The organism is Albidovulum sp., assembly GCF_041919395.1.
Lineage (GTDB): Bacteria > Pseudomonadota > Alphaproteobacteria > Rhodobacterales > Rhodobacteraceae > Albidovulum.
Window position 1 is genome coordinate 1 of sequence record NZ_JAYRTX010000067.1, and the last position, 19,328, is coordinate 19,328.

The window sequence follows — 19,328 nt, forward strand, 5'->3', positions numbered from 1 at the left end:
CGCCGACTTCGGCCGTCGCCTGGGCGATCAGGCGGTGAAACGCATCATTCAGCCGTTCGCGCAGGGAGACATGCGCGTCCAGCGGCGGATGCAGTTCGAACGCCTTCGGCTCGCGTGAGAAATTCCACAGGCGGAACAGACGCCATTCCGACCGACGCTCCTCGGCCACGGCCAGTTCGTTGCGGGTGATGTGGAAGGGCGTGCGCTCCCATCCGTTGGTCGTCTTGACCTCGATCAGCCGTGCCCGGCCGTCCGGCCCGAAGCTCGCGATGTCGTAGCCCGCGCCGTCGCCATCCTCCTCCGACACCCAGCGCACCTTGCGCGCCAGATCGTCCCGTCCCGCGGTCCGCAAGGCCGCGCGCTCATGCGCCAGCACGCGCTCCTCGCCCGCGCGGCCGAGGGCCCGGTTGCGTTCGTCCCGGCCCGCCACGTCGAACTTGCGGGCGATGTGCAGCATCTGCTCAAGTTCTTGCGGCGGCGGCTGGTTCGACAGCGTCGGCGGCGGCCCGATCCAGATCTGCGCCGTCTCGCTTAGGCCCGCAGCGGGTTGCAGGCCAAGTTGGCGCCCGAGCCAGGCGGGGTTCAGCGTCAGCCACCGCGCCACAGCATCCACCAAGGTCATCTGAAAATTGAACGCAGGCTTGTAGCCGGGGATCCAGTCCTCGCCGAGCCCCTTCAGCACCGCGCTGATATTCTGGTGCTTGAACTCGACGGACCCCTCGGACCGGTCGTTCAGCAGCGGGAGGAGTGCGCGGCGGTGTTCAGCCTTGCTGTAGCGGCGCCCGGAGATGTCGTCGGCCAGCATCGCGAAGTAATCCGCGACGATCAGGTCGTTCTCTTCATCCGTCCAGGGCCCGTTCGACATTGCGCCAGGCTATGGGCGCGAAGTCTGTTTGTCATCAGAGACTTCCGGCAGGGATCTCGCTGCTGTCGCCGGGCCCATGCACCAGCGCACCGGCCTGGCGATCGGCCGCCACGGAGCCGTCCTTCTGACCGCCCTGAGCCTTCGTGTCGGTCTCCGTCACCGGATCATCTCGCGAACGGGGCGACCCCATAATCGCGGCAAACTATTGAAAATGCTAGGATGTTTTGCGCCGCCCTGTGGCCGTCGAGGGGCGCTCGAAGAGAGACGCAGGCCATTCGGAGACCCATTCCGCGTCAAGCTCCCAGTCTCCGAAGGGCGGATGGCCCTGCCAACGCCCTTTGAAACAAAAAGAAAAAAGGCCCCGATAGGGGCCTATGGTCGGATTCAGCATTTGAATGTGGCGGAGAGAGAGGGATTCGAACCCTCGAGACGGTTCCCCGCCTACACACTTTCCAGGCGTGCGCCTTCGACCACTCGGCCACCTCTCCGTGGGGCGCTACTTAGCGTCCCGTGGGCCGCAAAGGCAAGGGGCGGCGACAAAAAAGCCGCGGCGCGCTCAGGTCGCGAGAATGAGGCTGACGCGTCGGTTCTGGCGCCCCTTGTTCTCGATCCGGCCGATCGTCACCCGGCCGATCTCGCCGGTGCGCGCGACATGGGTTCCGCCGCAGGGTTGCAGGTCGACTTCTTCCGCGGCGCGGCCGATCCGGACGAGACGCACACGGCCCTGCCCGATCGGCGGCGCCACCGACATGGTCTTGACCAGGCCCGGGTTGGCGGCGAGTTCGGCATCAGTGATCCACTCCGCGCTCACGACAAGGTCACGGCCGACAAGCGCGTTGACCCGTTCCTCGAGCGCGGCGACGTCGCCGGGCGGGTGCGGCATGTCGAAGTCGAGCCGCCCCCTGCCCTCGCCGACCTGGCCGCCGGTGACGGGCAGCGGAATGACCACCGAAAGAAGGTGCAGCGCGGTATGGACGCGCATGTGCGCGTAGCGGCGGTTCCAGTCCAGCCGCTGGAGGACATGGGCGCCCTGCGGCGGCAGCGCGGCCGGTTCGGACGGGACGAGAACGACCGCCCCCGCCTCACCCTTGACCGCCGAGGCGATCGCGATACGGCCTCCCTCCCATTCGAGCGTGCCGGAATCGCCCGGCTGGCCGCCGCCTGTCGGATAAAAGAGGCTCTGGTCGAGGATGACCCCGCCTTCGGCCGTATGGCCGGCGACCACGCCCGGCGCCTCGCGCCGGTAGGCATCTTCGCGGAACAGCAGGACGGTCATCATACCTCCCCGGATTCCTCGGCTTCGTCTGCCACCGGATCGTTGCGGATGAGACGGGGATCCGGCGCCGCCGTCGTCTCTCTCCCGACGGGAGACACGGGTGCCGTTGGGCCGGCCTGCTCGTTTTCCGGCCGACCCCCAGCCGTACCCCTGAGCGCCTCGGGATTGCGGATCCAGAGATCGCGCTGGGCGAAGGGAATCTCGATGCCCTCGGCGACGAAGCGTTCGGTGATCTGGTGCAGGATCTCGCTTTGCACCACCATCTTGAAGTTCACGTCCGATAGGATGGCGCGGATTTCGAAATTCAGGCTGTCGGCCCCGAAGCCGACGAAGAAGACGCGCGGCTCGGGATCGATGAGCACGAGCGGCTGAGCCTCGGCGATCTCGAGGAGCAGCGCCTCCACCTTGCGGGTGTCGCTGCCGTAGGCCACGCCCACGGGGATGATCAGCCGGCCGGTCTGGTTACCGCGGGTGAGGTTCGTCACCACGCCGGATACGAGATCGGCGTTCGGCACGATCACATCGGTTCGGTCGAAGGTCTCGATCCAGGTGGAGCGGACCGAGATGCCCTTGACGACGCCCATCTGGCCGTTGACGTCGATCATGTCGCCTTCGGAGATCGGCCGCTCGATCAGAAGGATGATGCCGGAGACGAAGTTCTGCACGATGTTCTGGAGGCCGAAACCGATACCGACCGAGAGAGCGCCGACGACATAGCCAAGCGCCGAGAGGTCGATCCCCGCACCGGTGATCGCGATGAGCGCGGCAAGGAAGATGCCGAGATAGCCGAGGCCGGAGATCAGCGCGTTCTGGACGCCCTTGTCGAGCTTTGTCCGCGGCAGGATCGCCGACCTGAGCGCCCCCTGGGCGAGGCGCGTGATCGCATAGCCGATCGCGAAGATGATCAGGAATGCCAGCAGGACCGAGGGCGAAAGGCGCGTCTCGCCGATCGTCAACCCCTCGCCGAACCGTGTCCAGAGCTCGGAAAGCTCGGCCGTCCGTGCGCCCCATATCAGCGCGAAGCCCGGCAGGGCGAGGATCATGAGGCCAAAGCCGATCAGCACCGGAAGCAGGGCTTCCCGGCCCTCCTCGCCCGAGCGCGTGGCGACCAGGTAGATGTCCGTCGCAAACCGCTGCAGGACCACGATGACACCGATCAGGCCGAGCGAGGCGACGGTGGGCCAGATCAGCGCGTTCGCGGCGGCGACATAACCCACGATCGCCAGCAGCGGGGCAACGACGGAGACGGTGACCACGGCCGAGCCGATCAGCCGCAGCACGCGGTCGCGGAACTCGGCCGCGCCCGGTTCCACCTCCGACCTGGACGGCCTCAGGATCATCCCCAGCCGGAAAAGGAATATGGCGACGACGCAGACGAGCGGCGCGGCCCAGACGGCCTGCGCCGCCATCGACAGCGGCGGCCGCACCTCGGTGATGAAGGCACGCCGAAACACCTCCGCCGCTGCCACGAGCGCGATCATGTTGACGTGGAACCGCGCTTCTGCCGGCCGCTCGGTCAGGCCCGCCCAGTGCCCGCCTTCCGACCGGAAAAGCAATGAACCGAGCCAGCGCGGCGTGAAGAAGAAGAAGGCGGCGAAGGGGAGCGCGCTGATGAGCGCACCGGACCGGACGCCCGTCATGCCCGTCGAGAAGACCGCCGCCACGAAGAGAACCATGCCGAGGACCGGCACGATCACCTGGCCCAGCGAGACGACCGCCGCGACGATGTCTCCGCCGCGGATACGCGCGCGCGTCAGGAGCCGCACGGACCGATTCTCGATGAAATCCGGGCCGCGCACCAGCAGGAGTCCGGCGATCGCAAGCAGAAGGATGATGACCGGGAGATTGTTCTTGAGTTCGGTGCGGCGCGCCGGGTTGTTCCAGGCCTCGGTGGTCTCTTTCCAGAGGGTTTGTGCGCCGCCCGTCAGCACGGCGAGGCCTGCGGGCCAATTGGCCGGATTGGCGGGCGTGGGCGAAAGCCTGAGCAACTCGCTCGCCTGCCGCGCGCGTATGCGGGCGTCGATCTGCCGAATGAGGCCGTCGGCCCGGCTGTAGGCCTCCACCGCCGCGAGCCCCGGCGCCTGCAGGCGGGTGAGCTGCTCGTTGAGCGCCTTGCGCCGCTCGGCGATCTCGGGCGCGTCCGGATTCTCCTCGGTCGGCGCGGGGCCGAGCGAGGCGATCTGCGCCTTCACCGTCTCGATCTGGGCGGAATTCGCGTTCTGGGCCGTGGCGAAGGTGCTGCGCCAGGCCACGATACGCGCGCGAAGCGCCTCGAGCGCCTGACTGCTCACCCGGTCCGCCGCCAGCGCGTCCTCGGCACCCTGTGCGTTCGTCTCCCAATCGGCATAGTCGACCACGGCCTGGTCCTGCGCGACCGCGGGCGCGACGCCGACGGGGCCACACGCCAAGGCGGCCATCGCCAGAACGAGAAGGAGGAGGGCGGGGCGAAGAATGCGCATCAGTCGACGAAGGCGTTCGGGAGCGGGCGCGCGGTGCGGTCGAGCCAGCCGGGCACAGGCAGTCCCTTCGCCTTGAGGAAGTCCGGGTTGAAGAGCTTCGACTGATAGCGCGTGCCGTAGTCGCACAGGACCGTCACGATCGTATGGCCCGGTCCCATCACCCGCGCCATGCGGATCGCGCCGGCCACGTTGATGCCGGACGACCCGCCGAGGCAGAGCCCTTCCTCGGCCAGGAGGTCGAAGACGATCGGCAGCGCCTCGCTGTCCGGAATGCGGAAGCTCATGTCCGGCGTGAAGCCTTCGAGGTTGGCCGTGATCCGGCCCTGCCCGATCCCCTCGGTGATCGAGGAGCCTTCGGCCTTCAGTTCGCCCGTCGTGTAGTAGCTGAAGAGCGCCGCACCGTCGGGGTCGGCCAGCGCGACCTTGACGCCCCTCGGTTGCAGCGCCATGGCGACGCCGGCAAGCGTGCCGCCCGAGCCTACGGCGCAGACGAAGCCGTCCACCCTGCCCCCGGTCTGTTCCCAGATTTCGGGGCCTGTCGTCTCCACATGCGCGAGGCGGTTCGCCACGTTGTCGAACTGGTTCGCCCAAATGGCTCCGTTCGGTTCGATTTGTGCAAGTTTCTCAGCAAGTCGGCCGGAATAGCGAACGTAATTGTTCGGATTCTTGTAGGGCGCAGCCGGAACCTGGACCAGATCGGCACCCGCGAGACGCAGCATGTCCTTCTTTTCCTGGCTCTGTGTCTCGGGGATGACGATCACCGTCCGATACCCCATCGAGGCGCCGACGAGGGCGAGCCCGATGCCGGTGTTGCCCGCGGTCCCCTCGACGATCGTGCCGCCGGGTTTCAACATTCCCTTGGCGACCGCGTCGCGGATGATGTAGAGCGCGGCGCGGTCCTTCACCGACTGCCCGGGATTGAGAAACTCCGCCTTGCCGAGAATCTCGCAGCCCGTCAGTTCGCTCGGACCCCTCAGCCGGATCAGAGGCGTGTTGCCAACAGCCGCGGCAAGATCCTTCGAGATGCGCATGTCGGTCCTCCTGTCGCCTGCCCCATTCCTAGGCCGCGACCGGTCCGACCTCAAGTCAAACCGGCATCCGCGCGCAGCCGCGCGCGGTTGCGCGCGAGCCAGTAGGCCAACAGGATGAGCGGCCCGTTGTTGACCTCGCCCGTCTCCACCATCGCCATCAGCCGGTCGAAGGACACTAGATGGCTGCGGATGTCCTCCGCTTCGGTCGGAAGCCCGGCGACGCCTGCCGCCCCGTCGGGAAGGTCGGCGAGCCCGACATAGGTGTAGAGATACTCCGCCACGCAGCCCGGCGAGGGGTAGTGGTGCAGTGCCGGCACGAGCGCACGCAGCACCAGCCGCGCCTCCTCCTCTGCCTCGCGCCGCGCCGCCGTCTCCGGCGTCTCGCCGCCATCGACGCGGCCCGCGGGTGCCTCGAGCAGCCAGGGCTGCGGGTCGCCCCGCCCGTGAGGGCCCATGCGGAACTGCTCGATCAGGAGTACCCGGTCGCGAACCGGATCGTAGGGCAGGACCACGACCGCGTCGCCGGCGACGAAGACGCCCCGGTTCACCTCGGGGCTCATGCCGCCGTCGAAATGGCGGAAGCGGAGGTCGAACTCCTCGACCGAGAAGTAGTTGGCATAGACCTGCCGCCCATGGCGGCGGCTCACGTCATCCGTCGCGGCGCGCCGGCGCAGGGTCATGGGCACCTGCCCGGCCTCGGCTTCGGCCCTGAGCCGCGCGCCCGCCCGTATCAGCATCATCCCGTATCGCGCCCAGAGCTTCTCGGGCGCCACGATGCCACGTTGCGCCATGAAGTCCTCGGCCGCCGCCGTCACGACCGCGCCCCATCGCGCCACCCAGGCGGCAAGATCCCAGGGCGCGCCCGGGCGCCAGAGGCCGGGCTGCGGGAAGTAGACCCGTGCGGTCGCGGGGCCGGCCGCCGTGTCCACCCGCATGTCCCGGGTGTCGAAACCGAACCCCGCCTCGTAGAAGTCGAGCCGGGCGACATCCTCGGCCCCGAGGCCGCGGACAAGCACGCCCGGCGCGCCGGCGCCGCCCGCAACGATCATCGGGAATGCCCCGAGTTCCGCGACATGGACTGCATGGCCCGGCAGCGCCGCCGGCTCCGCCCGCACCTCGCGGCCGAGAACCGCGCGGACGAGCGGCGGGTGGCAGAGCGTCCCGTAGAAGAAGAAGTCCGTCACCGGGTCACTTCCAGCGCCGCGCCGCCCATTCCGACAGCAGCCCGGCCAGCGCCCCGCCCCCCGCGAGCACCGCGATCACGTCCCAGGCGAGCATCGCGCGGAGGTAGTCCACGCCGATCTCGAAGATCGCCACGATCGCCTCCATCGGTCCCTTGTACTCTGGCCGGAAGGCGCGGAGGAACATGTCGTAGGTCGAGAAGATCACAAGCGCGAGGCCGATCATGACGGCCGAGGTCTTGATGCCGGAATTCACCGCCGCCCAGTTTCCGCGCCCGGCCTCGGGCCCCATGACCCGCCAGCCGGCGACCAGACCGATCAGCGACGCCACGAACGAAAAGTACCCGAACTGGGTTCCCTCGGGCATGTGCGGCTTGAAGATCTCCGCGGTGAAGAAGGCCAGGACCGCAAAGGCGAATCCGGCGAAAAGCTTGGCGGCTGTGGGCACTAGACTGCTGGCCTCGATACCGTGATTTGTGTCACGTCGCAGTTTCCGCCGCGGAACGCGCCCGCGCAAGAGGTCAGGTAGAAATTCCACATGCGTTGGAATCTTGCATCAAACCCGAGCCGCGCGATCTCGTCCCAACGGTCGTTGAAGGTCTCGTGCCAGCGTCTGAGTGTCTGGTTGTAGCTCTCCCCGAACTCGAACGACCCCACGAGCGTGAGCCCCGCCCGCGCGACCTCCGCCCGCAGGGCGGAAGGCGAGGGCAGCATGCCGCCGGGAAAGATGTACTTCTGGATGAAGTCCACGCCCTTGCGGTAGATCTCGAAGCGCTTCTCCTGAAGCGTGATGATCTGCAGCGTCGCCTTGCGGCCCGGCATCAGCCGGTCGCGGACCGTGTCGAAATAGACCGGCCAGTACTTCTCTCCTACCGCCTCGAACATCTCGATGGAGGCGATGCCGTCATAGCTGCCCCGTTCGTCGCGGTAGTCCTGCAGCTTCAGGTCCACCCGATCGGAAAGCCCCGCCCGATGGATGCGCGCCCGGGCATAGTCGAGTTGGGCCCGCGAGATGGTCAGGCCCGTCACCTTAAGCCCCCGCTCGGCGGCCGCATACTCGGCAAATCCGCCCCAGCCGCAGCCGATCTCCAGCACGTGGTCGCCCGGGCTCACCCCCATGCGGTCCACCATGGAGGCGTACTTGGCGCGCTGCGCCGCCTCCAGACTTTCCTGCCCGGTCTGGAAAAGCGCAGAGGAATAGGTCATCGACCGGTCGAGCCAGAGCGCATAGAACTCGTTGCCGAGGTCGTAATGGTACGCGATGTTGCGCTTGGCCTGCCCCCGCGAGTTCGACCGCAGAAGGTGGCGCACGCGTTCATAGGCGCGCACCAGCGCCATTCCCGGAAAGCCGTCGTAGACCCCTTCGTTGTCGGCATGGATCAGGTCCATGAAGGCCTGCAGGTCGGGTGTCGTCCAGCCGCCCTCCAGGTAAGCCTCACAGAAGCCGAGGTCCCCTTCGCGGATCAGCCGGGCGAAGATGTCGTCGTCGACGACGTGAATCTCCGCGACCGGCCCCGGAGCGGCGCCGTCGACCCGGAACCTCCGGCCGTCCGCCAGCACGAAGTCGAGCCGGCCGTTGCGAAGTGTGCCGGACACGCGGAACACCTGCGCAAAGTAGCGCGGCAGGCGCTGCTGGCCGTCGGTGGTGCGCAATATCGCCATCGGACCTCCCTCTGCGCCAAACGGTAAGCGCAGAGACCCCGGCCCCGCAACCCGGTCATTCTGCAGCTGCACGGTCCCGCTGTCCGTAGGCCCTGAGCGCCCGTGCGCGACCCTCCGCTAGCGCGATCGCCGGCGCGGGATAGCGGGCGTCGGGGCGGAGCCGCCAGGCCCGGGGAACGGCGGCGAAGTAATCGCGCGCGGTGGCGGGCGGGGCGGCCCGGCCCTCGGCAAGGAAGGCACCCCGGTAGCGCCCCTCCGGATCGAACTTCTCCGCCTGGGTTCCCGGGTTGAAGATGCGGAAATAGGGCGCCGCATCCGGCCCGCACCCCGCCACCCACTGCCAGCCCATGGCATTGGCGGCCGGGTCCCAGTCCGTCAGGCACTCGGCGAACCAGGCCAGCCCTACCCGCCAGTCCGTCATGAGGTGTTTTGTCAGGTAGGACGCCGCGATCATCCTCGCCCGGTTGTGCATCCGGCCCGTCACATACATCTCGCGCATCGCGGCATCGACGAAGGGCTCGCCGGTCATGCCGCGCCGCCACCGCTCGGCCTCCGGGTTGTCGCCGCGCCAGGGAAAGCTGTCCCAGCCCGCGCGCCAGTTGGCGCTCGCAAGACCGGGATGGTGGTACATCAGGTGCCAGGCGAACTCGCGCCAGACGAGCTCCGAGAGAAACTTCTCCGCGCCGGGGTTGCCCTCCTCCCGCGCCCGCAGGCCCGCCGCCCAGACCGTGCGCGGCGATATCTCGCCCCAGGCGAGGTTCTCGGACAGACCCGATGTCGCGCCGCGTGCGGGAAAGTCGCGCTCGGAGGGATAGCGCGCAAGCCTCTCCGCAACGAAGCCCTCGAGCCGCGCCCGCGCCGCCGCCTCGCCCACCGTTGCGTGACGTGCCAGGAATGCCGCGCCGCGGTCGACAGCCATCGCCATCCGCCAGTCGGCCCGCATGTCCGAGGCCGGCCAGGTCGCCGGCGGACGCAGCGACTCCGGCTCCGGCAGCGCCACCCCCGCATCGCGGCCGCGAACCGCACGCCAGAAGGGCGAATAGACCGAATGGGGCGCGCCCGCCCCCGTCGCGACCGTCCACGGCTCGAAGAGCACCGCCCCCGGAAAGCTTTCGGCGAGGATGCCCTCGGCCTTCAGCGCGGCCTTCACGGCCGTATCCCGCGCGATCCCCTCCCGGTCGTAGACCCGCTGCCAATGGACCGCGGCCGCTCCGGTCTCGGCCACAAGGCGGAGAAGCACCTCGCGCGCGGCGCCCCGCCGCAGGATAAGCCGCGCGCCACGCGCCCCGAGCCCGGCCGCAAGGACCGCGAGCCCCTCGCCGAGTCTCCATTTCGCGGCCGCGCCAAGCACCTCGACCGTCTCGTCATGCAGGAAGACGGGGATGACCGGCCGCCCGGACGCAGCAGCTGCCGTCAGCGCCGCGTGATCGCCGAGCCGGAGGTCGCGCCGGAACCACAGGATCACCGGAGCATCGTTCGCAACGTCTTTCATTGTGGTCCAAATACTCCGGGGGTCCGGGGGCCCGCCCCCCAGTGAGTCTGTGTTTTTTTTTCTTCTTTTTTTTTTGTTGTTGAAACCGGGGGGGGGGGGGGGGGGGCGGCCCCCCCCCCGGTTCGACGTCAGAGCACCGTATCCAGCGCCGCGATCAGCCGCGCCACGTCCCCGGCGCTCGTGTAGTGCACCATCGACATACGCAGGACGCCCCGGTGCGGATCAATTCCCATCGCCGAAAGCGGCCGGACCGCATAGAAATCGCCCGCCCAGCAGTTGATGCCATGTGCCGCAAGCGCCGCCGACACGGGTTCCGCCGCCCGCCCGAGGTCCACCGCAACGGTGGGCGCCCGCTGCGTCGCCTCGGCCGGCCCGAGAAGCCTGAGGTCGTTGCGGTTCCTCAGGTAGTCCAGAAGCGGCTGGCAGACAGTCACCTCCTGCGCCCGCATCAGGTCGTGCACCCGGGCGGCCCGCTTGCGCGCGTCCGGCTCGGGCGCGAAGTGACGGTCGTGAAGCGCGTCGAAATAATCCGCGATCCCGGCCGAGGCCGCGACCTGCGCATGGTCCGGCCCGGCCGGCGTGAAGCGCTTGTAGAGGGTGTCGCCGTTGAACCAGTGGCCCTGGGTCGGCAGTCGCATTCCGAGGTCTTCGCGGATCGCCATGATTCCCTGATGCGGGCCGTAGGTCTTGTAGGCCGAAAAGAGGTAGATGTCGGCACCGAGCGCGCCCACATCCGGTATCCCGTGCGGTGCGTAGCTCACGCCATCGACGCAGGTGACGGCGCCGGCGGCATGGGCGGTCGTGACGATCTCGGCCACCGGGTTGATCTCGGCGACGACGTTCGAGCAGTGCGGGAAGCACAATAGTCGCACCCGCCCGTCGGCCAGCAGGGGCGCAAGCCGCGCGGGGTCGAGATGGCCGGTCGCGGGGTCGATCCGCCACTCGCGGACCTCGATCCCCTCCTCCGCCAGCCGGCGCCAGGGGCCGGAGTTGGCCTCGTGGTCCTGATCGGTCACGACGATCGCCTCCCCGGGCTTCAGCGCGCGCCGGAAGGCCTGGGCGAGGACATAGGTATTCGCCGTGGTCGAGGGGCCGAAGCTCAGTTCATGCGTCTTCACCCCCATCATCGCGGCGAGACGCAACCGCGCCTCGTCCATCTCCGCTCCGCCGGCTGTGGCCGCCGCATAGGGCGCATAGGGCTGCACCTTCCGCTCGCGATAGAAGCGGGTGAGCCTCTCGATCACCGGGGCGCAGGCATAGGAGCCGCCGGCGTTCTCGAAGAACGCCTGATCGGCGAGACCCGGCACCGAAAAGGCCGGGAACTGCGCGCGCACGAAGGAAAGATCGAGTTGCATATTGTCTCCGAGGAAGGGTTTCGACGCCACCCTGCCCCGCCCGCGCCGCATCCGCAACTCCCCGCGCCGGACGGCTTGCCCGGCCGGGGCCGTGCCCCTATATTCGATCTGTCCGGGGCGACCCGGACTATGGACATAAACGCGCTCGTAATAAGCGGTTCGGACCCGGGGGCGGTACCCGGCGGCTCCACCAATATCCCGGCGTTGCGGGACAGAGGGGCCGAAACAGGATCGACGAACGTCTAAAGGGGTTTGCTTTGTCCCGGTGAGGTACCACCGTTATCGGTCCGCAAAGTACAGTTGCCAACGACAACCGTGCTCCGGTCGCTCTGGCTGCGTAAGCAGCTCGGGTAACCGAAAATCAAGTCCTTGCGCTTAGCCGCGCAAGGCGGGGTTCGCAGGCACCTGGCAACAGAAGCCTGCACTTCCCTCCGCCTTCGCCCCGCACGCAAGCGTTCACGTTTTGTGAGGATCGCGCGCCTAGGATCGCCTTCGCGTCCTGAAAAGATGGAGGGTCACGGATGACGAATCTCGACATCCTCAGTGAGTGGTATCGCCGGGTCTGGATCGAGGGCGACCTTTCCGCCATCGACAGCTTTTTCGCGCCGAGCGGCGGCGCGGAGGGCATCATGGCCGACGGCCAGGTCAGCGCGGAGGATTTCCGCGCCTTCGTGCCCGCGATGCGCGCCCACGTGCGCGATCCCTCATTCGGGATCGTGCGCAGCATCGAGTGCGGCGAATGGGTCTGGGCGCAGCTCGTCGTGCGGGCAACGACCACCCGGGGCCTAGATCCGATCACCGTGACCGGGCAGGTGGCCTGCCGGATCGTCGGCGGCCGCATCGCCGAGGCCTACAACGCCTTCGACTTCATCCCCTTCTTCGAGCAGGCCGGGCTTCTGCCGCGGGATGCCTTCCTGCTTCTGCTGTCGGGGGAGCGGCTGACCACGGCCTGAGGCGCGGGCGGCCCATCGGGCCGATGTCCGGCCCTTGCCCGGTGCCGGCTTGCCCGCCATCATCGGCGCATGGCACGTATGGCACTGCTTCTGGCGGCCAACCTCGGCCTGCAGCTTCTGCGGGCGGCACCCGGTGCGGCCTGCGATGTGGCGCTCCTGCTCACCGTCGATGTCTCGGGCTCCATCGACCGCGGCGAATACCGGCTCCAGGTGGAGGGACTGGCGGCCGCGCTCGATGACCCTGAGGTGGCAGAGGCGCTCCTTCTCGGCCAGGCGGCGCTCGGCGTCGTGCAATGGTCCGGCACCGGCAAGCAGACCGTCTCGATACCTTGGCGGCGGATGCTGTCGCCGGCAGAGGTGGCCGATTTCGCAAGCCGCGCCCGCGACCTGGCGCGTGCCTATACCGGGTCGGACACCGCCGTGGGCGAGGCCATCGCCTTCTCGGTCGACCAATTCGCCGCCGTCTCCGACTGCCGCCGCAAGGTCATCGATATCTCCGGCGACGGGCCTCAGAACGCGGGCGCAGCGCTCGGTCCCGCGCGCGGCGCCGCCGCGGCGGGCGGAATCGAGATCAACGCCATCGCCATCGAGGACATGGGTCGCGCCAGCCCGATCACCGAGTTCTACCGCCGCTATGTCGTCACCAGGCACGGGTTTGTCGTCACCGCGCGCGGCCTCGCCGACTACCCCCGCGCGATCCGCGAGAAGATCCTGCGCGAGGTCGCCAAGCCGCTCGGCTGACCTTGACGTCCCGTCCGCCGGATGAGACCCTTGGCCGGTGGGGCCCGCGACCGCGCCCCGTGAGGCCACGGCCCAAGCGTCGCATCCTTCAACCCGAACGAAAGGATGCCCCCTTGTCCGGTTTCGCAACCATATCCTGCGCCCAGCTTGCCCGCCTGATCGGAACGCCCGAGGCGCCGACCGTCGTCGACGTTCGGACCGAGGAGGACTTCGCTGCCGACCCCCGTCTGATCCCGACCTCGCTCCGCCACTCCCACGACCTGATCGCGGACCTCGCGCCCGCGCTCGCCGGGCACGCCGTCGTGATCGCCTGCCAGAGGGGGCGCAAGCTTTCCGAAGGCGCGGCGGCCCTCCTCCGCGCCCTTGGCGTCGCCGCGGAATCGCTCGACGGGGGGACCGTCGCCTGGGCAGAGGCCGGGCTGCCGATGGTCCCGGCCGCGGCCCTGCCCGCCACGCACCGCTGGGTCACCCGCCAGCGGCCGAAGATCGACCGCATCGCCTGCCCCTGGCTCATCCGCCGCTTCATCGACCCGACGGCCGAGTTTCTGTACGTGGCCCCGCCGGAGGTCCCCGCCGTGGCCGAACGGTTCGCGGCGACGCCTTTCGACGTCGAGGGTGTGCCGATATCGCACCGCGCAGAACGGTGCAGCTTCGACGCGCTTCTCGATGACTTCGGACTGCACACCGAGGCACTCGACCGGCTCGCGCTGGTCGTCCGCGCCGCCGACACCGACCGGCACGACTTGAGTCCGCAGGCGGCGGGCCTCCTCGCGGTCTCGGTCGGGCTGTCGCGCCAGTATCGCGACGACCTCGCCCAACTCGAGGCGGGGATGGCGGTCTACGACGCGCTCTATCGCTGGGCGCGGGACGGATACGACGAGGGTCACGACTGGCCGGCGGGACGCCGCGCATGAGACCCGACGAAACGCCCCTGAGGATTTTCGGCCGCATCGGGCTTCTCTCCTTCGGCGGACCTGCCGCGCAGATCGCGCTGATGCACCGCGAGCTTGTCGAGCGGCGCCCATGGCTGAGCGAGCCCGAGTTCCTCCGCGCGCTCTCCTTCTGCATGCTCCTGCCCGGGCCGGAGGCGATGCAGCTTGCCACCTACGCCGGCTGGCGGCGGGGCGGCATCCCGGGCGGCCTTCTCGCGGGCGGGCTCTTCGTCCTGCCGGGGGCCGCGGTCGTGCTTGCGCTTGCCATGCTCTATGCCGCGTTCGGTGCGCTGCCGGCCATTGCGGCGCTCTTCCTCGGTGTCAAGGCGGCGGTGGTGGCAATCGTCGTCGAAGCCCTGGTGCGCGTCGCGCGCCGGGCACTCACCGGCCGCCGGGAAAGGTTCCTGGCGATTGCGGCCTTTGCCGGGATCTTTGCGTTCGACCTGCCCTATCCTCTCATCGTCGTGCTCGCCGGTCTTGCCGGCGCGGTCTGGCTGCCCCGCCCGCCCGACGTGCCTGCCGCCTTGCCGGCGCATCCGCGCTTCGCGGCGATCACGGCGACCGGGCTCGGCCTCTGGTGGGCGCCGGTGGCGATCGCTGCCGCGGCGGGGGCCACCTTCCTCACCGCCGTCGGACTTTATTTCTCCAAGCTCGCGGTCGTCACCTTTGGCGGGGCCTATGCCGTGCTTGCCTACATGACCCAGACGGTCGTGCACGACTTCGGCTGGCTCACGACCCCGCAGATGATGGATGCCCTCGGCCTTGCCGAGACGACGCCCGGCCCCCTCATCCTCGTGACGGAGTTTGTGGCCTATCTGGCCGGGCACGGCGCCGGCGGGCCGGGCGTCGGGCTGGCGGCGGCCGCAATGGCCCTCTGGGTGACCTTCGTGCCCTGTTTTCTCTGGGTTCTGGCGCTGGCACCCTTCGTCGAATGGATCGCGACCCGTCCCCGGCTCGGGGCGGCGCTGAAGGGGATCAGTGCGGCGGTCGTCGGCGTCATCGGGACGCTGGCGGTCTGGTTCGCGATGCACGTGTTCTTCGGCGCGACCGCGACACTCGTCTTCGGCCCGCTGTCGGTGACCCTGCCGGACCTTGGCTCGGCAAAGCTGTTGCCGATCGGGATCGCGCTCACCGCGGGCTGGCTTCTTCTCGTCCTCCACTGGAACCTCGTCGCTGCGCTCGCCCTCTCGGCGCTGGCCGGCCTCGCCGCCTCGGCAATCGGCTGACGCCGCGTCAAGGCGCTACCTCCGGCCCCTTCCCTTCCGATCCGAATCCCTTATGCTGACCCCACGCAGCCCGGGATACACCCATGACCAAGTCCATCGACTACGGTACGCTGATGCATCGGGCGATGCGCGGTCTTATCCACGATGTTCTCGATCAGGTCGAACGCTCCGGCTTGCCGGGCGAGCATCATTTCTTCATCACGTTCGACGCACGCCAGCCCGGCGTGGAACTCGCCGACTGGCTGCGCGAGCGCTATCCCGAAGAGATGACCGTGGTGGTGCAGCACTGGTATGAGGATCTGGAGGTGGACGACGCCGGGTTCGGCATAACGCTCAACTTCGGCGATTCCCCCGAACGGCTCTACATTCCCTTCGACGCCATCCGCACCTTCGTCGATCCCTCGGTCGAGTTCGGCCTGAGGTTCGAGACCTCGGACTCCGACGAGGAGGAAGACGACGAGGACGAGGAGGTCGAAGCCGCAGATGCCGAAGGTGGCCGCCCCGAGGCCGAGGTCGTCAGCCTCGACAAGTGGCGCAAGTAGCCCGCCCGCGCTTTCCCGCGGCCGTTAACGCCATCGTCCTTGGCCCGCGCGTCGGAATCGCATAGCAGTTGCGCGACTTCCTTCACGACGGACCCACGCCATGACCCAGACCCGCACCGAGACCGACAGCTTCGGCCCGCTCGAAGTTCCCGCCGACAAGTACTGGGGCGCGCAGACCCAGCGGTCGATCCAGAACTTCCCCATCGGATGGGAACGGCAGCCCGTCGCGATCGTCCGGGCGCTTGGCGTCATCAAGCGGGCGGCGGCTGAGGTCAACATGGCAACCGGCAAGCTCGATCCGGTGATCGGCAAGGCCATGGTGCAGGCGGCGGCGGAAGTCGTGGCGGGGCAGCACGACGACAACTTCCCGCTCGTCGTGTGGCAGACCGGGTCGGGCACCCAGTCGAACATGAACGCGAACGAGGTCATCTCCAACCGCGCGATCGAGATTCTCGGCGGCACGATGGGCACGAAGAAGCCGGTGCATCCGAACGACCATGTGAACATGGGCCAGTCGTCGAACGACACCTTCCCGACCGCGATGCATGTGGCCATCGGCATGATGGCGCGCGACGTGCTCCTGCCGGGGCTCAGGAAGCTCCACGCCGCGCTCGCCGCGAAGTCCGAGGAGTTCCGGGACATCATCAAGATCGGCCGCACCCACACGCAGGACGCGACCCCCTTGACGCTCGGCCAGGAGTTCTCGGGCTACGCCAAGCAGGTCGAGAACGGCATCAAGCGGGTGGAGATGTGCCTGCCGGCGATCTACGAGCTTGCACAGGGCGGCACCGCCGTCGGCACCGGGCTCAACACCAGGAAGGGCTGGGACGTGGCAATTGCCGCGAAGATCGCCGAGATCACGGGCCTGCCCTTCGTCACCGCACCGAACAAGTTCGAGGCACTCGCCGCCCACGACGCGATGGTGATGTTCTCGGGCGCGCTGAAGACCGTCGCCGCCTCGCTCTTCAAGATCGCCAACGACCTCAGGCTTCTCGGCTCGGGCCCGCGCTCGGGCCTCGGCGAGCTGATCCTGCCGGAGAACGAACCCGGCAGCTCGATCATGCCGGGAAAGGTCAACCCGACCCAGGCCGAGGCCCTGACGATGGTCTGCGCCCATGTCATGGGCAATGACGCCGCCGTGGGTTTCGCCGGGTCGCAGGGCCACTTCGAGCTAAACGTCTACAACCCGATGATGTCCTACAACGTCCTGCAATCCATGCAGCTTCTGGGCGACGCGGCCGCTTCCTTCACCGACAACATGGTCGTGGGAACGCAGGCGAACGTGGCGCGGATCGAGAAGCTGATGAAGGAAAGCCTGATGCTGGTCACGGCGCTCGCGCCGACGATCGGCTACGACAACGCGACCAAGGTTGCCAAGACTGCCCACAAGAACGGGACGACCCTGCGCGAGGAGGCCATCGCGCTCGGCTTCGTCGATGGCGAGACCTTCGACCGGATCGTGCGGCCCGAGCTCATGGTCGGCCCCGAGGATTGAGGCGCCCGATGGCAGAGCTGATCAACCTGCGCGCCGCGCGCAAGGTGCGGGAGCGCGCGAAGGCCCGGGCCGAGGCGGCCGAGAGCGCCGCCCGCTTCGGTCGTACGAAGGCCCTGAAGGCGCTGGAAAAGGCGCGGGCCGAACAGGCGCGGGCGTTTCTCGACGGGCTTCGCCTCAGCGGCGGCGGTCGCGAGGAGCCGGAGGCGTGAGCCGGCCGAAGAAGCACTCGCTCACCCTGAACGGGCACCGCACCAGCGTCTCGCTGGAGGAGGAGTTCTGGCGCGCGTTCCGCTGCATCGCGGAGGCGCGCGGCCTGCCGGTCAACGTGCTTGCGGCCGCGATAGATGCGGATCGCGGACCGGATACCGGCCTCGCGACGGCGATCCGCCTTTACGTTCTGAAGGATATCCTGACCCGTTTGCCGCCGCGCTAGCGCGTCAGTGGCGCATGAAGGTTGCGGCAAGCGAAGGGTAAAGCGCCGAACGGATGCGCCGCGCCAGCGATCTTTCCTGCTCCTCGCGCGCTGTCAGGACGGATTTCCGCCGCACGCGGTCGGCCAACTCGCCATGAAAGAGGGACTGGATCTCCTCCCGCGACAGCGTCGGAATCTCGGTCACCGGCTCCGCGTTCGCGTTGATCCCGACCGTCCGCCACGCCGGAACCGCGATGCGGAAGGAACTTGGCACCGGCAGCACGGACATGAGCGTAGCCGGCATGGCAACCGCCATCGACTTCATCGACATGGCATCCCCCAAGCAAGTCACAGCTGAATGAGCAGGTTTCAGCCGGTCGTCGAACTCTGGCCGAATGAGCAGGTTCCGGCCGAACACTGTTTACTATCGGGAACGAATCATTCCCCGACCATGTGAAAATGCACCGTTTTTTCCCCAACGATCAATTCAAGGTTGCGTTTCAGATTTGTTTCATCCCGATCACGTCGGATGACGTAGCGTCACGCGGCGTGATCCGAAGCCGGATTCCATCGCGCGAGCGCACCGTCAGCTGCGCCACCGGCACCACCGGCGGGCCCTCCGCCGGCTCGAACCGGAAGGCGCGGAGGAGGAGCGCGAGGATCAGAGGACCCTCCGCCATGGCAAAGCCGGCGCCCGGACAGACGCGCGGCCCGGCCGAGAACGGGATATAGGCCTGGCGTTGGCAGGCGCGGCCGTTCTCCGTCTCCCACCGCCCCGGATCGAACCCGTCCGGGTTGTCCCAGAGACGCTCGTGCCGGTGCAGGTGCCAGGGGCTGATGACCACCTGAGCGCCGGGGATGAGAGCGCGGCCGCGGAACGTCTCCGCCGTCCGCGCCTCGCGCACGAACATCGGCACGGGCGGATAGAGCCGCATCGCTTCGCGGAAGACGGCCCGGGCGAGCTTCAGCCGGCCGAGGACAGCGAAGTCCGCGCCGTCCGGAAGCGCCTGCGCTGCTTCCGCCGCGACACGGTCCTGCCAATCGGGAAAGAGCGAGAGGAGGTAGATCGACCAGCCAAGGGCCGAGGCCGAGGTCTCGTGTCCGGCAAGGAAGAAGATCGCGACCTGATCGACCATCTCCCTGGTCGAAAAGCGGGCCCCGGTCTCCGGATCGGGCGTCGTCATGATCTTGGTCGCCAGATCGTCGGGCGCGGTCCCCGCCGCGATCTCGGCCGCGCGCCCTTCGGTCAGCCCGGCGATGAGCGCGCGAATCCGCCCGGCCGTCGCCCTGGTCTCGCGCCGGTGGAAGCGTGGCACCCAGCCCGGCAGCGGCATCAGCGCACCGAGATTGACGACCGGGGCGGCGCGCTGATGCGCGCGGAACTCGGAGAAGACGGCCGAAGCGGTCGTATCCTCTATCGGAATGGAAAACAGCGTGCGGAAGATCACGTCCGCCGCCACATGCGACATTTCCTCTTCGATCTCGATAGGTTGCGGACCTGTCTTCACGCCTATCCGGGCCACGGCGGCCTGCCCGGCCGCCCACATGGCGGCAAAGGCCTCGCGCAGCCGCCCGCCTTCGAAGGCGGGATCGATGATCCGCCGCTGGCGCGCCCAGGTCTCGCCGTTCGTGATGAAGACGCTGTCGCCCAGAAGCGGCTTCAGCCCCTCGCGGATGCGGCCGGACTTCGGAAAGTCCATCGGCCG

20 protein-coding genes, 1 tRNA gene and 1 other RNA gene are annotated in these 19,328 nt (G+C 68.4%); 9 read left to right on the plus strand and 13 right to left on the minus strand.

Translation table 11 applies throughout. From position 1 onward, the window contains the following. The 11 genes from ACMUOO_RS11790 to ACMUOO_RS11840 all read right to left on the minus strand — a co-directional run. Positions 1-865: DUF3883 domain-containing protein (locus ACMUOO_RS11790; protein ID WP_413855332.1), on the minus strand; the 865-nt coding region annotated here is incomplete at its 3' end. A gap of 34 nt (positions 866-899) precedes the next feature. After that, positions 900-1,025, minus strand: coding sequence for a hypothetical protein (locus ACMUOO_RS11795; protein WP_413855334.1), 126 nt, complete (start codon positions 1,023-1,025; stop codon positions 900-902). A 238-nt stretch (positions 1,026-1,263) separates the two neighbouring features. Further along, positions 1,264-1,353: transfer RNA gene (locus tag ACMUOO_RS11800), tRNA-Ser, on the minus strand. A 68-nt stretch (positions 1,354-1,421) separates the two neighbouring features. Next, entirely contained in the window at positions 1,422-2,141 is a 720-nt protein-coding gene (locus ACMUOO_RS11805) for an alanyl-tRNA editing protein (protein WP_301917464.1), read from the minus strand. Then, a complete protein-coding gene (locus tag ACMUOO_RS11810) occupies positions 2,141-4,600 on the minus strand; it encodes a DUF3772 domain-containing protein (protein ID WP_301917463.1) in 2,460 nt (819 codons plus the stop codon). Before ACMUOO_RS11810 ends, ACMUOO_RS11805 begins: the two co-directional genes overlap by 1 nt. Continuing rightward, the gene (locus tag ACMUOO_RS11815) at positions 4,600-5,631 is read right to left on the minus strand and encodes a cysteine synthase A (RefSeq protein ID WP_301917462.1); all 1,032 of its coding nucleotides are present in this window, start codon (positions 5,629-5,631) and stop codon (positions 4,600-4,602) included. The genes ACMUOO_RS11810 and ACMUOO_RS11815 overlap by 1 nt, the downstream gene beginning before the upstream one ends. A 50-nt stretch (positions 5,632-5,681) precedes the next feature. Then, a complete protein-coding gene (locus ACMUOO_RS11820; protein ID WP_301917461.1) occupies positions 5,682-6,815 on the minus strand; it encodes an NUDIX domain-containing protein in 1,134 nt (377 codons plus the stop codon). Between the two features lie 4 nt (positions 6,816-6,819). Next, the gene (locus ACMUOO_RS11825; RefSeq protein ID WP_301917460.1) at positions 6,820-7,260 is read right to left on the minus strand and encodes a TrgA family protein; all 441 of its coding nucleotides are present in this window, start codon (positions 7,258-7,260) and stop codon (positions 6,820-6,822) included. Next, entirely contained in the window at positions 7,260-8,474 is a 1,215-nt protein-coding gene (locus ACMUOO_RS11830) for an SAM-dependent methyltransferase (RefSeq protein ID WP_301917459.1), read from the minus strand. The genes ACMUOO_RS11825 and ACMUOO_RS11830 overlap by 1 nt, the downstream gene beginning before the upstream one ends. A gap of 55 nt (positions 8,475-8,529) precedes the next feature. Next, positions 8,530-9,966, minus strand: a complete 1,437-nt coding sequence (locus ACMUOO_RS11835) for a cryptochrome/photolyase family protein (protein WP_301917458.1) — start codon at positions 9,964-9,966, stop codon at positions 8,530-8,532. Positions 9,967-10,094: 128 nt separating this feature from the next. Beyond that, on the minus strand, positions 10,095-11,321 hold the full coding sequence (locus ACMUOO_RS11840) for an aminotransferase class V-fold PLP-dependent enzyme (RefSeq protein ID WP_301917457.1): 1,227 nt from the start codon (positions 11,319-11,321) through the stop codon (positions 10,095-10,097). 71 nt (positions 11,322-11,392) lie between these two features. Between ACMUOO_RS11840 and ssrA the strand changes: the two genes are divergently transcribed. The 9 genes from ssrA (at position 11,393) to ACMUOO_RS11885 (ending at position 17,643) form a co-directional block, all read left to right on the plus strand. Next, positions 11,393-11,747: a transfer-messenger RNA gene (gene ssrA, locus ACMUOO_RS11845) on the plus strand. A 95-nt stretch (positions 11,748-11,842) separates the two neighbouring features. Beyond that, entirely contained in the window at positions 11,843-12,274 is a 432-nt protein-coding gene (locus ACMUOO_RS11850; RefSeq protein ID WP_301917456.1) for a nuclear transport factor 2 family protein, read from the plus strand. 78 nt (positions 12,275-12,352) lie between these two features. Next, positions 12,353-13,015 carry a DUF1194 domain-containing protein gene (locus ACMUOO_RS11855; protein WP_301917465.1) on the plus strand — a complete coding sequence of 221 codons (663 nt, stop codon included), beginning with the start codon at positions 12,353-12,355 and terminating at the stop codon, positions 13,013-13,015. Positions 13,016-13,128: 113 nt separating this feature from the next. Continuing rightward, the gene (locus ACMUOO_RS11860) at positions 13,129-13,929 is read left to right on the plus strand and encodes a sulfurtransferase/chromate resistance protein (RefSeq protein WP_301917455.1); all 801 of its coding nucleotides are present in this window, start codon (positions 13,129-13,131) and stop codon (positions 13,927-13,929) included. Continuing rightward, positions 13,926-15,173 (plus strand): chromate efflux transporter, encoded by a 1,248-nt coding sequence (gene chrA / locus ACMUOO_RS11865; RefSeq protein WP_301917454.1) that lies wholly within the window; start codon positions 13,926-13,928, stop codon positions 15,171-15,173. Before ACMUOO_RS11860 ends, chrA begins: the two co-directional genes overlap by 4 nt. 83 nt (positions 15,174-15,256) lie before the next feature. Further along, positions 15,257-15,715, plus strand: a complete 459-nt coding sequence (locus ACMUOO_RS11870) for an SspB family protein (protein ID WP_301917453.1) — start codon at positions 15,257-15,259, stop codon at positions 15,713-15,715. Positions 15,716-15,815: 100 nt separating this feature from the next. Beyond that, positions 15,816-17,210: a class II fumarate hydratase gene (fumC, locus tag ACMUOO_RS11875; RefSeq protein WP_301917452.1), complete on the plus strand. Its 1,395-nt coding sequence runs from the start codon at positions 15,816-15,818 to the stop codon at positions 17,208-17,210. Between the two features lie 8 nt (positions 17,211-17,218). Continuing rightward, positions 17,219-17,419, plus strand: coding sequence for a DUF4169 family protein (locus tag ACMUOO_RS11880; RefSeq protein ID WP_301917451.1), 201 nt, complete (start codon positions 17,219-17,221; stop codon positions 17,417-17,419). After that, positions 17,416-17,643: a ribbon-helix-helix domain-containing protein gene (locus ACMUOO_RS11885; protein ID WP_301917450.1), complete on the plus strand. Its 228-nt coding sequence runs from the start codon at positions 17,416-17,418 to the stop codon at positions 17,641-17,643. The genes ACMUOO_RS11880 and ACMUOO_RS11885 overlap by 4 nt, the downstream gene beginning before the upstream one ends. A 4-nt stretch (positions 17,644-17,647) precedes the next feature. Here the strand turns inward: ACMUOO_RS11885 and ACMUOO_RS11890 are convergent, their stop codons facing one another. Both ACMUOO_RS11890 and ACMUOO_RS11895 read right to left on the minus strand, forming a co-directional pair. Next, positions 17,648-17,953: a hypothetical protein gene (locus ACMUOO_RS11890; RefSeq protein WP_301917449.1), complete on the minus strand. Its 306-nt coding sequence runs from the start codon at positions 17,951-17,953 to the stop codon at positions 17,648-17,650. A gap of 169 nt (positions 17,954-18,122) precedes the next feature. Then, on the minus strand, positions 18,123-19,328 hold a 1,206-nt coding region (locus ACMUOO_RS11895; RefSeq protein WP_413855341.1), incomplete at its 5' end, for a cytochrome P450.